The organism is Vibrio proteolyticus NBRC 13287 (assembly GCF_000467125.1).
GTDB classification, from domain to species: domain Bacteria; phylum Pseudomonadota; class Gammaproteobacteria; order Enterobacterales; family Vibrionaceae; genus Vibrio; species Vibrio proteolyticus.
This window is the reverse complement of sequence record NZ_BATJ01000019.1, coordinates 60,844-73,724: the sequence shown is the minus strand read 5'-3', so window position 1 is coordinate 73,724 and position 12,881 is coordinate 60,844. Positions and strand designations below refer to the sequence as shown.

10 protein-coding genes are annotated in these 12,881 nt (G+C 50.5%); 3 read left to right on the top strand and 7 right to left on the bottom strand.

The features are described 5' to 3' along the window. Nucleotides 1-8: 8 nt before the first annotated feature. From VPR01S_RS17710 to VPR01S_RS17700, 3 genes are all read right to left on the bottom strand, one after another. The gene (locus tag VPR01S_RS17710; protein WP_021706746.1) at nt 9-1,892 is read right to left on the bottom strand and encodes a PhoX family protein; all 1,884 of its coding nucleotides are present in this window, start codon (nt 1,890-1,892) and stop codon (nt 9-11) included. Nucleotides 1,893-2,448: 556 nt separating this feature from the next. Continuing rightward, complete coding sequence (locus VPR01S_RS17705; protein ID WP_021706745.1) at nt 2,449-3,282, bottom strand: arginase family protein; 834 nt, start codon at nt 3,280-3,282, stop codon at nt 2,449-2,451. A 19-nt stretch (nt 3,283-3,301) separates the two neighbouring features. Beyond that, on the bottom strand, nt 3,302-4,036 hold the full coding sequence (locus tag VPR01S_RS17700; RefSeq protein WP_021706744.1) for an IclR family transcriptional regulator: 735 nt from the start codon (nt 4,034-4,036) through the stop codon (nt 3,302-3,304). 291 nt (nt 4,037-4,327) lie between these two features. Here VPR01S_RS17700 and VPR01S_RS17695 point away from each other — a divergent pair, with 291 nt between their 5' ends. Beyond that, complete coding sequence (locus tag VPR01S_RS17695; protein ID WP_021706743.1) at nt 4,328-5,416, top strand: efflux RND transporter periplasmic adaptor subunit; 1,089 nt, start codon at nt 4,328-4,330, stop codon at nt 5,414-5,416. Between the two features lie 83 nt (nt 5,417-5,499). Further along, on the top strand, nt 5,500-6,117 hold the full coding sequence (locus VPR01S_RS17690) for a TetR/AcrR family transcriptional regulator (protein ID WP_052035779.1): 618 nt from the start codon (nt 5,500-5,502) through the stop codon (nt 6,115-6,117). A gap of 53 nt (nt 6,118-6,170) precedes the next feature. Here VPR01S_RS17690 and VPR01S_RS17685 read toward each other — a convergent pair whose 3' ends face one another. From VPR01S_RS17685 to murQ, 3 genes are all read right to left on the bottom strand, one after another. Further along, nucleotides 6,171-7,229 (bottom strand): porin, encoded by a 1,059-nt coding sequence (locus tag VPR01S_RS17685; protein ID WP_021706741.1) that lies wholly within the window; start codon nt 7,227-7,229, stop codon nt 6,171-6,173. A gap of 170 nt (nt 7,230-7,399) precedes the next feature. Then, nucleotides 7,400-8,851 (bottom strand): PTS N-acetylmuramic acid transporter subunit IIBC, encoded by a 1,452-nt coding sequence (gene murP / locus VPR01S_RS17680; RefSeq protein WP_021706740.1) that lies wholly within the window; start codon nt 8,849-8,851, stop codon nt 7,400-7,402. Nucleotides 8,852-8,882: 31 nt separating this feature from the next. Next, the gene (murQ, locus tag VPR01S_RS17675) at nt 8,883-9,788 is read right to left on the bottom strand and encodes an N-acetylmuramic acid 6-phosphate etherase (RefSeq protein ID WP_021706739.1); all 906 of its coding nucleotides are present in this window, start codon (nt 9,786-9,788) and stop codon (nt 8,883-8,885) included. 239 nt (nt 9,789-10,027) lie between these two features. Here murQ and VPR01S_RS17670 point away from each other — a divergent pair, with 239 nt between their 5' ends. Then, nucleotides 10,028-10,879, top strand: a complete 852-nt coding sequence (locus VPR01S_RS17670) for an SIS domain-containing protein (RefSeq protein ID WP_021706738.1) — start codon at nt 10,028-10,030, stop codon at nt 10,877-10,879. A gap of 37 nt (nt 10,880-10,916) precedes the next feature. Here the strand turns inward: VPR01S_RS17670 and VPR01S_RS17665 are convergent, their stop codons facing one another. Next, entirely contained in the window at nt 10,917-12,596 is a 1,680-nt protein-coding gene (locus VPR01S_RS17665) for a flagellar assembly protein A (RefSeq protein ID WP_021706737.1), read from the bottom strand. Between the last annotated feature and the right edge of the window lie 285 nt (nt 12,597-12,881).

Sequence of the window (12,881 nt, the reverse complement as noted above, 5' to 3'; positions counted from 1 at the left end):
CATTGCTGTTATGCGCCGATCACACCGCCATCGTCACGGGTGATCATCATGATGGTTGAACGCGGCTTGCTGTTTCCACCATAAGGGAAGTGCGACGGCGCGCCGTCTTCTCCCGGGTGCTGCACTCCGACAAACATGGTTTTGTAATCCGGGCTGAACGTCAAACCGGTGATTTCACAGGCAACCGGCCCGGTCAGAAAACGGCGTACTTCGCCGGTCTGCGGGTCACCACACAACATCTGGTTGTTACCCTGGCCGTCAAAGTCTCCCTGATTGGAGTAATTGCCGTCAGTCTGAATCCACAGGCGTCCAGCTTGGTCAAAGCCGATGCCGTCCGGGCTGTTAAACATATTGCCTGCATTGATATTGTCACTGCCTGCGTACAAATCGCCACTGTGCACCGTCGGGTTACCGGCAATCAGATACAGGTCCCAGTCAAACTCCTGATGGGTGTGATCGCCACTGGTCGGCATCCAGCGCAGGATCTGACCATAATGGTTTTCTGCGCGTGGGTTAGGGCCACCCACGGGTTGGCCGTCCTTCACGCCACGATGTTTGTTGTTGGTCAGTGTACAGAAAACGTGCTTTTCATCCGGATGCACCGCCACCCATTCCGGGCGATCCATGGTCGTTGCGCCCACCAAAGTGGCCGCGCGACGGGCAAAAATCAGCACTTCCGCTTGATCGTGGAAACCGTTCTCTGGGGTCAGACCATTTTTACCCAGCGTCAGCTCGATCCATTGTCCTTTGCCTTTTAACTCCGTACCATCGATGTCGAATTTGGCGACATATAAGGTGCCCTCTTCAAGCAACTTACGGTTTTGGGCATCTTTGCCCGGGCGATAACGCTCTTTTGACACAAACTTGTACAGGTGCTCACCGCGCTCATCATCTCCCAGATACACGACCACATGCCCATCGGCATTCACCACCAACGCGGCATTTTCGTGTTTGAAACGACCCAGTGCCGTGCGTTTCATTGGTGTCGACTTAGGGTCATTTGGATCAATTTCCACCACCCAGCCAAAACGGTTGGCTTCATTCGGATGCTTAGCGACGTCAAAGCGTTCATCTGCCGTTTCCCACTGATACCCACTGGGTTTCGCAGCGATGCCATAACGTGTCTGATCGTCAGTCAGTGTAACATCGTCCGCGCTGGTGCCGAAGAAGTCATCAAAATTCTCTTCACAGGTCAGGTAGGTGCCCCAAGGCGTCTGCCCATTGGCGCAGTTGTTGAACGTACCCAGCGGTTTGCGACCCGATGGATCGGCTTTGGTTTTCATCCATTTATGCCCGGCGGCCGGGCCGGTCAGACGCATTTCCGTATACGCGGTAATCCGGCGGTTACGCTGCCCGTAAAGATCCACCTGCCACTGACCGCCTTGCTTGACGATCTCAAACACCGTCACACCCACGGCAGCCTGTGCTTTTTTCACATCGTCTGCCGTCATTGTCTGCCCCTGATGATCAAACAGGTATTCGTAGTTGGTGTATTCGTTATTCACAGCGATCACCGCACGCTCTTCGGAGATCGGGAACAAACTCATGCCGTCCGTATTGTCCCCAAATTGTTGAGCCTGAGTTTGCGCATCCTGTTTACCATTGGGAGCAAACGCCGGGGCATCAGGGAAGATCGGATCCCCCCAGGAGAGCAGTGGTGTGGCTCTGTAGCCTTTAGGCACCACAAAGCTGTCCGCTGTCGAGGCGGGAACCGCTTCAAAGTTCAATAACTGGCTAGCCGATGTACCAGCCGCAACGGCTTTGGCAATCGGGTTTAATGACAAAAAGGCTCCGGCACTTACCGCGGCGGTTCCAGCCAAAAAACGGCGGCGAGAGAGTCTCGCTTCGATCATCTGACTGAATTGAGAATCTTGCTCATCACGCTTCCACATCACTTTCTCCTTGACATAAGGTCGGCTTTTTTTAGTGAGCACACAATAGATGAGCAACGTGACGCTTACGTTAAGCTTTTGTTTCTGTTAAATAACAGCGGATTTCGCAGCGCTTAGTAACAGCAAAGTGATGCCATCGATCTTGAAAAAACGAGATCCAGTGCAAATATTATCTACAAATCCGCTAAATTTTGGTGTATTAGTGTGATTTAGATCCTAGTGATCTTGAGGATTCACAGCTACATTGATTTGCGTACATGATCAACTCATCGTATTTGTGAGCTCAGTGAAGAGCGCCCACTATTTATCAGTGAGGGATAATTATGAAGAAAATGAGAAAAGCTCAATTACATCGAATTCGTATTCAATACTGGAAAGACACAAATAAAGACACGTCTGACAAAAAGTAATTGATATATCCGCAGAGAAGCTGGCCTAAGTGCCAGCTTTAATATTTTATAGCCGTCACAAAACCCGTCGGTTATCCGATGGCGACACACATCCAGCCTAATGACGGAAGCATAAAAAAACGCCTGTGATGGATGCTTGCTCGGTATTATGCCGCACAATGGGTAGTCGGCAACATCGTGCTGATCTCATCGAGGATCAGCTTGGTCTGCTTGGAAAAGATCTGTTTCTCTTTTTTGCCCGTCAAATGCACCAATCGCACTTTTCCCGACATCAGGCACTGCCGGATCATTCGCAAAACCATCTGTACTTCCAGGTGTTCATCACCATGTAAGCCAGAATCCGTCATCACCGATTCCAAATCCACATCGAGTATCAGATCGTCACAATGAGACAAATAGGTGGCCAGTTGGTTTTTGACTTGGAAACGGTGACGGAACTGACACTCTTCTAGCGTCATCCAGTCGCAGCCTTGATCTTCGGCGTATTCAAAAGTTTTACTCTTCACCCGACTTGGATCAATGCCAAGACAAAATAATCGGCAATCAGGGTAGCGAGACAACGCAAAATGAAATGCCGACCCACGACACGGTTCAAGTGTCTGTTTCAGTTCAAACCCACGATTGATGCTGACGATCCCCAGTTCACGATTGGTGAGCGACACTGCCGGCAAGCTGCGCAGCACAGTTTCATGCATGTTGGTCAATATCACCGGAAGGACGCTCTGGCTCAGATATTGGCTTAAACGTGCATGAAACGGCTGCACACCGGTTTGTGGCAGAGAAAAGTGCCCACCACAGAGGTAAGGTGAGCGGGACGGATCCTGGTACAACCACTCAAACGCCAGCTCCAGCGACTGCTCAACCGTTTCAAATTCCACCTCTGTCATCGGCTTAATTTTTTCGCACACAGTGAGAAAAATACCACTTTGAGAGGCCAGCGGCATTACCACCGGTTTGTGTCGTTTGAATAGTCCTAGCATGTCGCTTACCTTTGTGCCGTTATCGTTCTGGTGGCAGGGCCCTTGATGCCTGCAACACGTGCAAAATGATCCGCTGTTTGTCCCTTTGTACACGATGAGCAGGCGCCATCACCGACACCGCGCCAACCAGTTTGGAGCCCTTCATCACCGGAGCACTGATGCCCGAGACTCCAGGGTCAATTTCTGACGTACTGACCGCATACCCCTGTTTACGAATCTGCTCCAGCTCACCCTGCCATTCGTGCAGTCGGTGCGCTTCGCCAAAATGGCGCAGGATTTTTTCGCATCTCGATGCAGGCATAAAAGCCAACATCACTTTGGATGAGGCACCACGTAGCAGAGGTTGACTTTGACCCTGGACGTAGCTGCAACGCAGTGCCTGCATACTTTCTTTGCGGCTGACACACAATGCGCGGTAACCCACTGGCACCATGTACGCCGCCATTTCTCCCGTCTGCTTTTGCAGACGGCAAAGCACCGCTTCGACCGCATCGAGGTTATGAGGGCTGGTCTCATAGCTTCGCATTAAAAGCAGTGCTGCCGGACCGATGATCAAGGTTTTGTCGTGCGGACTTTCCTCAATCAAACTCCATTCTTTCAGCAACTTCAGATGTCGGTACAGGCTGCTAAGAGGTACATTCAACTGCTCGCTTAAGGTTTTGGCCTGAACTGGCTCATCGTTCACAGCCACCTGCATCAGCAATTGCAGTAATTTCTCATTAACCTGGCCTGCATTCTGTCTTGGTTGTTTCATACCTGTGTTGTAGCTCCGTCGATCTCATGTTTCAAATGATATTCTCAAACGACAAGAAAGGAACGTTTTCTTATATTGTACTTTCCCATTAAATGAGAATAAAAACAAAATTAACACAGCGGGAGGTATTGGGGAGATTGTGAGCGAAATGGTGGGATTAAAAGCACTTCATACGCAATATAAAACTTTACTTGCCAGTAAAGTTAAAATACCCTGCACATTCCATAATAAAAACTATTAATTCATTCACCCATTCATAAAAATTAACTATAAAAAATACAAGGCAAAATAATGAAAAAACTTAGCCTTGCCCTAGGGCTAGTGTCGACTTCAGTGGCTTTATTCAATTGCGACATGCTCGCAGCAAAAACTAAACTGGTACCGACAGCATTTTCGGTCCAGCTACCGATGGTGCGTCAGGCCACGGTACTGTATCCGTTTAGCGGCGAATACCGGGCTTCCGAATTCACTCAGATTGTGGCTGAAACCGACGGTAAAATCGTCGAAGTCTACTTCAAAGATGGTCAGCACGTAAAAAAAGGTGACCCGCTATACCGCCTCGATGAGGATTATGCCCGTCTGACGTTGGCCACAGCAGAAAATGAATATCGTCTGGCGATGCAGAACCTGCTTGAAATCACCCGTCAGTACGGCTCAAAAGAAGCACGTGCCTTGTTGGCCGAACAGAGTGTCGAACGTGCCAGAACCCGACTACTCAAAGCCAAGAGTGCCATGGCTAAACAAACCATTTATTCACCGTTTTCCGGCAAAATCGGTAAGAACACCCAAAGCGCAGGCACGTATGTGACGCCGGGCACGGTGCTGACCGATCTGGTCGCCACCGACAAAGTAGAGTTGCACTTCTCCGCGCCTGCCGCACAGATGGATGCATTCAGTGAACTGGTTAATGATCAGGATCCCGAAAACTCTCCGGTGGTGTCGGTTTCGCACGGAAACACCACCACCTATACCGATGGGACACTGCATTATGTTGGTTCGGTCATAGACCAAAATACCGGAAATGTTGATGCTTATGCGCTGTTTGACAACAGCAACAGTAAGATCATTGTGGGCACCAAAACTCGTCTCTATCTCAACGCACCTCAGAAACAGAAAGTGATGCTGGTCCCGCAGAGTGCGGTGCAGCAGATTGATGGCCAGTCTTACGTCTACGTACTGAACGAGCAACGTGTGGTGCTCGAGCAACCAATTGAACCGATTTACACCAAAGAATCCTTCACTGGTTACGTGGCGCTCAGCGGCGGTTTATCGGCAAAAAGTTTTATCGTCAACGACGACGAAGCTCCTCACCTGGTCGGCAACCGCATCGAACCGTCAATCAACGTGATTGAACAGTTAAACGAAGTCTTGTACCGCTAATCCGCAATCTGAATCGGTGTAACTGCTCAATGGACACAACGAATGACAACCACATCAATCAAGAAAAATTGAACGAAAATCAGATGGACAAACGAACCCGACGCGGCGAAAAAACCAAGGCCAACATCATAGCTGCTGCGATTGAATGTTATAAACAACAGGGCGTTCAGGGGGCCTCATTGTGCAGTATTGCCAAGCAAGCCAATACCACGAAACCAACAGTGTATGCGCACTTCGGCTCAAAAGAAAACCTCTATCGTTCCGTAGTGCATCACGTTTTGCATGAGAAAAGTGATGAGCCACTCCCTGCCTTTAATCCTCAGCGAGAGATCCGCGCTCAGTTGATTGAGCTGTTTGATTTCCAGTTGGAGCGGGTACTTAGCTGTGAAAAACGCCGCTTGCTGGTGGCCATCACCATTGAATCCATGTGTCAGGGCACCTGCCATCTCAATGATGTCGGCGAGATCAAAGTGTGTCCACTCGAAAACTGGCTGTCGGAGGCCATGGATTACGGTGCGCTGACCCGTCAGGATCCGCATGAACTGGCAATCAACCTCTGGGCGCTGGTCAAAGGGCGGACTTTTTTTCCGATCTTTCTTGGCATGGCGTCAAACGAACAGGAAGACCGTCGAAAAAGCCTTGAGTCGGCGATCGATTTCTTTTTGCTCAACAACGGCAACGCTGCTCACACACTGCAATAAAAAACCGCAGGAGGGACAAACTCCTGCGGCCAATTTAGGACAGTGATGCGCGCTTACAGCTCGTAACGCAACCCAAGATGGTAGTAGCTTTCGTCGGCGTGCGCCCCACCGAACGACACTTCCTGACCGTTGTAATCGCCGCGTTGGCCATTACGATCCACGTAACTGGTATAGATTGACGACCGCGCAGTGAGCTTAAACTGAACTTCCAGTGTAGTATCTTTCAGTTGCAGTTCGTCACCACCTTTGTTATCCAGATAACGATAGCCCGCGCGCAGTGCCCACTTATCATTTACATTGTAAACTGCGGTCAGTTCCGTCACTTCATCGGTACTGGTCTGCGCGTAATAGCCGTCCAGCTTATCTTCCGAATACAATGCTCCGACCATCCAATCGCCCAGATAATAACGCGTACCGACACCCCAGAAGGTGTAATCGGTATCATTGCTTTCACGATGATCACCTTTGCTTTTTTGTATGGCTACCACCGGAGCCAACCGACCGAACTCCCCCATATCAAACGTATAGCGCAGGGCTGCGTTGTAGCCGTAATCTAACTCAGAGGTGCTGTTACCTAAAATATAAGCGGCAGACGCATCCAGGTTGCCAAAACTGTTCTGGTATTGCACGGTGCCATCTTGACGAAACACCTGAGTCGCGGTTTTATCGACTTTTGCCGCCTGACGGGCCATGGACACATCAGAAGATGCGAATACGTCACCGATGTCGGTAAACATGATCAATCCGGAGGCCACACGCCCGCCAGTGACCCGTCCGTACTCGTGACCATCAATCCCAGCCCACACATAACGAGCCGTCAGGGATGGCTTATCATTGACCTGATTGGCGTATTCCGCCGCTCCTACCTGATATTGCGCCTGGCCAATAACGGAGGCGTGCGCGTTAATGGTTTGTGAGCCGTTCAGGCCGATACGGCCGTCAAATTCGCCATTGGTATCACCGTACTGATCGTTTTTGTCGGTCAAATTGAAACCAAGACGGGAATAGAGATTCAGAGCAGAACCATCTTCCGCCTGATAGAGTTGCACCGCTGAGGCACTATGCGTTACAAACGCGGCAGGGAGGAGAAGAGCGAGTAAATGTTTTTTCATGGGAATCACCTTTCAATGCACAATTTATGGTTGTTTTGGCTGTGTTTGAGACGCACTGATCCCCTCCTGTTGTCAAAGGAGTAATCAACACAGCTGGAATGTAGTGATAAGGCGCGCCTTTGTGACTAGCAAAGGCGCTTGCCGCCCCGTTTCTACAGGGGAAAAACGGGTTAGCTTAAATCGACGTCTTTACAACCGAACAGGTAGGTGGCCAGAAAACCCACCAGGTAAGAAATAAGCAGACCTGCAACGAACACCAGCATGGCCGGGAAAATACCACTGTCTGAGGTCATCAACGGAATCGCCACGATACCAGATGGGCCAAACACCGTGTTGAGGCCAACCGGCATGCCCAGATAGGCAATCAGCCCCACAAAAAAACCTCCTGCAGCGCCGCCGATACAAGCAGTCACGAACGGTTTAACCCGGGGTAGCGTCACACCGTAAATCAGTGGCTCACCGATCCCGAGCAAACCGGGAATGATGGCGCCTTTCACCTGAGAGCGCAGCATAGAGTCTTGTTTGGCTTTGAAATACAGCGCCATGGAGGCCCCAACCTGACCACCACCTGCCATTGCCAATATCGGGAACAGCGAGTTGAAGCCCTGCGCGTCCATCAGAGCAAAATAGACTGGCACAAACCCCTGATGGATCCCAAACACCACCGATATCAGAAATAAGCCGGCAAGCAAAGCTGCGCCGATCGGGTTGTCATTCAAATTGAGAAACAACCATGACATCCCTTTAAATAACTCGCCCCCGATTGGCATGATCACCAGATAAGTGACCGCCCCCATGATCAGTAACGTGATCACTGATGTCAGAATCATATCCAGATCGTCCGGCATAAACTGACGCACTTTACGCTCGACCTGAGCACCGAGAATACACGCCAGTAAGACACCGATGATGTTGCCACGGGGATCGATAGCAAAACCGAAAAATTCATGCATTCCGGAATAGATACCACTGGTCGCTTGCGGGTCATACCCTAAAACAAACAGCGACGCCAGAATCGCACCGTTGACACCAGAACCACCAAACGCCTGCTGTGCGTTGTAGCCAATCAGAATCGAGAGAAACGCAAACAGGCCTTTGCCAAACACTTTCATATACGCCACCAGATCGAGCATAAACTGACTCGGGGCCTGGTTGATCACGTATATTTGTTCAAGCAGCGTCGCAAAGCCAAGCAATAGACCTGCAGCGATAAAACCGGGGATCAATGGCGTAAAAATGGTGGCGAACTTGCTTAGAAAGCGTTGCACCGCACTGGTTTGCTTGCTCTTCATCTGCTTTTTCTGCTCAGCAGCCAGCGAAGTGAGATCCGGCTGATAAGCCGGGTTCACTGCCCCACTTTCACTCAGACGCTCAATCAGTTCACTCATCATTTCAGCCGCTTGCTGGGCTTTACCCGGCCCGAGAATGATCTGAAACTGCTGATCGCTTTCGACCACCCCCATCACACCTGGGATCTGCTTGAGTGTTGCTTGATCAGCCAGGTTGTTGTTTGCCAGCGACAGACGCAAACGCGTCATGCAATTGCCACATTTTGCGACGTTGCTGCTCCCCCCTACCGCGTCCAGCAGTTGAGAGATCATATTGGAAGTAATTTTTGCCATAGTGAATCCTTCAGAGCGTTAATACTGTGGGTTATTGAGGGTTGTTGAGTGCGGGACGAATGAATCCGTTGTGGGCGCTCAGGCGCAAACGAGCCTGCTCCGCATCCACATCGGCCAGCAACATCACGATGGCGGTCTTGCAGTGACGCCCACACTCATTGAGCGCCGCTTCCGCCGTATCGGCATCCACGCCAGTGGCTTCGGCAACGATATTGATCTGACGCTGGACCAGCTTAGCGTTGGTCGCTTCCACATCCACCATCAGATTGCCAAACACTTTGCCACAGCGAATCATGGCACCAGTAGTGAGCATATTCAGGACCAGCTTTTGCGCCGTTCCGGCTTTCATGCGAGACGAGCCAGTCACCACTTCTGCGCCAACCACCGGGGTGATCGCGATATCAGCCAGCGATGCCATCGTACAACCCGGGTTGCACGCCACCGAGACGGTTACCGCCCCCACCGAGCGTGCATACTCCAGCCCGCCCAGAACATAGGGTGTGCGCCCACTGGCTGCGATACCAACCACCACATCCTTTTCACTGAGGTTTAACTGCTCTAGCTCCTGTTGCCCCAACCGTCGATCATCTTCGGCATTCTCGACCGCTTTCAGAATCGCCAGCTGTCCCCCTGCGATCAGGCCTACGACAAGCCCCGGATCGCTACCGTAAGTGGGAGGGCACTCACTGGCATCCAGAATACCCAAACGCCCGGACGTGCCCGCCCCCATATAGATAAGCCGCCCACCAGAGCTAAAGGCGTGTGTCACTGCATCCACCGCCAGTGTGATGTTTTGCAGTTCCGCTCTCACTGCCAGCGCCACTTTCTGGTCTTCAGCATTGATCACGCTGAGCATCTCAAATGTCGTCAGCGTATCAATCTTCGCGCTGGCATTATTTCGGCTTTCGGTGACCAAACCGGTCAAATCTATCTTCATCTTGCACTCTCACTACCTAACGAATGAGCGCGATTCTATGGAATAAAATATTCACATTTAGTGATAGTACTCACAGTTAAAGTTATTCTTTAACCGGTACGATGACGGAATAATTGGCGCTTCAGATGACGAAGAGAGACAATAGGCATAGGTTCATAAGCAATGAATCAATCAGTTAGTTCGAGTCGTCGTTATTACATTCATGGAATAAATTATTTTGATTTTTTGAGGAGAAATCGGTGTCTGTACTTAATATTCTGGTGGCACGGCGCACGCATCTGTCTGACAGCAGCAGGAAAGTGGCCGACTGGATCATCGCCCACCCCGCCCAAGCGGTGCTGTTAACCAGTCAGGCACTCGCCGCTCAGGCAGAGGTCAGTCAGTCCAGCATCGTCAAATTCACCCAGAAGCTTGGGTTTAGAGGTTACAGTGATTTTAAGCTGGCATTAACTGAAGACCTGGCGCGTAAACAAGCACTACAGACAACCCCTTTGCACAGCAACATTCTGCTTGATGACCCTCTGGCCGTTATCGCTCAGAAATTGGTGCAGGCCAAAACCGATGCCATGTTTCAAACCACCAATGCCTTGTCGCTTGAGGCGTGTTATGAAGCGGTAAGCTGGATTGACCAGGCCAGCCGGGTTCAGGTATTGGGAATTGGCGGCTCTGCCCTGACGGCAAAGGATTTGTCGTACAAACTGCTTAAACTCGGAATTACCGCTCTGAGTGAGCAAGACAGTCACGTACAAATTGCCACCGCCAGGACGTTGACCGAACAGGATGTTCAGATCGTGATTTCTTTTTCTGGTGACCGTAAAGAAATGCTGGTGGCGGCCGACGCGGCCAAGCAAAAAGGGGCCCGGGTGATCGCGCTGACGTCAACACGCAAAAACAAACTCAGAGCCATGGCTGATTTGGTCTTTGATACGGTTGCCGACGAATCACAACACCGCAGTTCGTCAATAGCATCACGAACGGCGCAAAACGTGATCACCGACCTGCTGTTTATCACGCTGGTGCAACAACGAGACGAGTCGGCGCGAAAACTGATCGACGACATTTCATCGGACATTCGCCTGATCCTCAAATAGCACGGCCAACATAAAGCGGAGCCGAAGCTCCGCATGTTCAGATGCCCTCTTCTATTGCGTCCTCATCAAACAACGAAGAGCATTTGATCTCATATTGATTAAACGAGAAACGACTCGCGCCGTGCGTACGCTTAGTAATGACCTTTTCTTCCCCGTACTGCACCGTGACATGGGTATAGACCTTACTTTTTACTTCAATGAAATTTTCTTCCAACGCACGATTAAACTCATCTTCCAGCACATCGATCGCCGTTTTGGTTTTTTCCAACTTTGCATTGGCCGCTTCTTTCATCTGCTCCATCTGCTGGATCTCTTCGTCACTGCGCTCGGCTTTTGGCCGCTTTTTCAGCTCCAGTTCCTTTCGCACCAAGGTCATGGTTTCTTCCTGAACCTGACGGTACATTTCGCGGTAACGAGCGATTTTGTCTTTGTAGGCATTAAAACGGGCAAACGCTTCGACATAAGTTGCGGTATCCCCCTCTACACCAAGGTTGATACAACTGATTTTCCCCCCGACCTGGCTGGTGCCGCCACTGAGCGTGCCTTGTTTCCCAGTTTTGTCTGATACCGTTAGATTGCCACCGCAGCGCAGATGATTGCTCAAACTGTGCACCACCAGTTCAATATCCTCCGCCGCCTGCAATTCGGCATACTGCGCATAGTTAGCTTTAATATTGGCACCGGATTTAACGACACAACTTTTGCGTTCGCCATCGGTGTCGGTATGGCCGATGATCCCCTTGGCGACAATAATGTCGCCTTTCGCCTGAACATCGGCCGATTCAATAAATCCGCCCACCGTAACGCTGCCAGTTGCCCGGACAACCATATCGGACTCAATGTCACCGTTAACAATCACATTGCCCTTAAACTTCACGTGACCGGTTGCGACGCCAATATTGGCCAGACACAAAGCATTTTCCACTTCGACGGTTTTATTACGAATGATCGGCATCCCGGAAACACTGGCCAGCAGCAGATTGGGATCCGTAGGCGAAATATGTGAGCCTTTCGATGCCGACAGCGCCTGATCTTTCCCCGGCTTGGGTGGAATCAACTTGCCCTGAACCGTGACGCCCGGCTCACCTTTGGTCGCCGGTTTACGTCGCATCAGCGGCTGATTCTCATCAACGGTGATGGTTTCCCCCAGATTGAGCATGTCGATTTTATCGTTCTGCTCATCCTGCTTGGGTGCCAAGACTTGTTTACTGACATCTTCCACCAATGGCACAAACTGCACATCTTTGCCTTGTATTGGCGGCTTTCCTTGCGCCACCGCCTGAGAAAACTCCTCACCCGGCTTAAGTGTCGCACTGACCATCAACACTTTTTTCAGCGCCAGCTTATTGATACCTTTCGTCACATGCGCCTGAGCCAAAGCCTGAACCAAGCCGACGCCATTCAATGGCTTACCACCGTACGCTCCCGTGACGACCATGGTCGCAATCATGTCGTTATCGGATAGCACCACCTGAACGCTGGCATCACGAACCCCACCGATGACCAATCCGGAATACGCCTCACCTTTCATCTCGCGCGAATAATTGATGAAGCGGTTAATTTCTTCTTCCAACAGAAAGTAACCCTCGGCACCAACTCGCTTCAGTTCTTCGTCCAAACCTGAACGGTCAAAACTGCGATCGATTTGGATGTCGGGCGGAAGTTTTGCAATCACTTGCGTTTTGTCTTCAGACAATTGAAGAAAGGAATTCCACATACCACAACCTATGAACAACCTGGTGAGCATTACCACCCACATCGAGGTTCAACAAATAATCCTTTATTGGCTCGTTTACAGTGTAAATCGACCTTACGTATCAGGCACTGATGTGCGTTCACTCTCAGTGTGACAGACACGCAAGAAGGTACGATTACAATTTAGTGTAGAACGAAACGCTCAGTATCAAAACTGAGAAGGCTACTTTAGTATGAGATTGACGAGCCAGATCACTAGTTTTATCAAATAGATTGGCCCAAACGGACACCAAGATGAATCGGAGGA

Bases quoted from the DNA above. Each gene is read 5' to 3' on its own strand.
- VPR01S_RS17665 (WP_021706737.1), bottom strand. From the start codon at position 12,596: ATGTGGAATTCCTTTCTTCAATTGTCTGAAGACAAAACGCAAGTGATT.
- VPR01S_RS17700 (WP_021706744.1), bottom strand. From the start codon at position 4,036: ATGAAACAACCAAGACAGAATGCAGGCCAGGTTAATGAGAAATTACTG.
- murQ (WP_021706739.1), bottom strand. From the start codon at position 9,788: ATGAAGATAGATTTGACCGGTTTGGTCACCGAAAGCCGAAATAATGCC.
- VPR01S_RS17685 (WP_021706741.1), bottom strand. From the start codon at position 7,229: ATGAAAAAACATTTACTCGCTCTTCTCCTCCCTGCCGCGTTTGTAACG.
- VPR01S_RS17710 (WP_021706746.1), bottom strand. From the start codon at position 1,892: ATGTGGAAGCGTGATGAGCAAGATTCTCAATTCAGTCAGATGATCGAA.
- murP (WP_021706740.1), bottom strand. From the start codon at position 8,851: ATGGCAAAAATTACTTCCAATATGATCTCTCAACTGCTGGACGCGGTA.
- VPR01S_RS17690 (WP_052035779.1), top strand. From the start codon at position 5,500: ATGGACAAACGAACCCGACGCGGCGAAAAAACCAAGGCCAACATCATA.
- VPR01S_RS17695 (WP_021706743.1), top strand. From the start codon at position 4,328: ATGAAAAAACTTAGCCTTGCCCTAGGGCTAGTGTCGACTTCAGTGGCT.
- VPR01S_RS17705 (WP_021706745.1), bottom strand. From the start codon at position 3,282: ATGCTAGGACTATTCAAACGACACAAACCGGTGGTAATGCCGCTGGCC.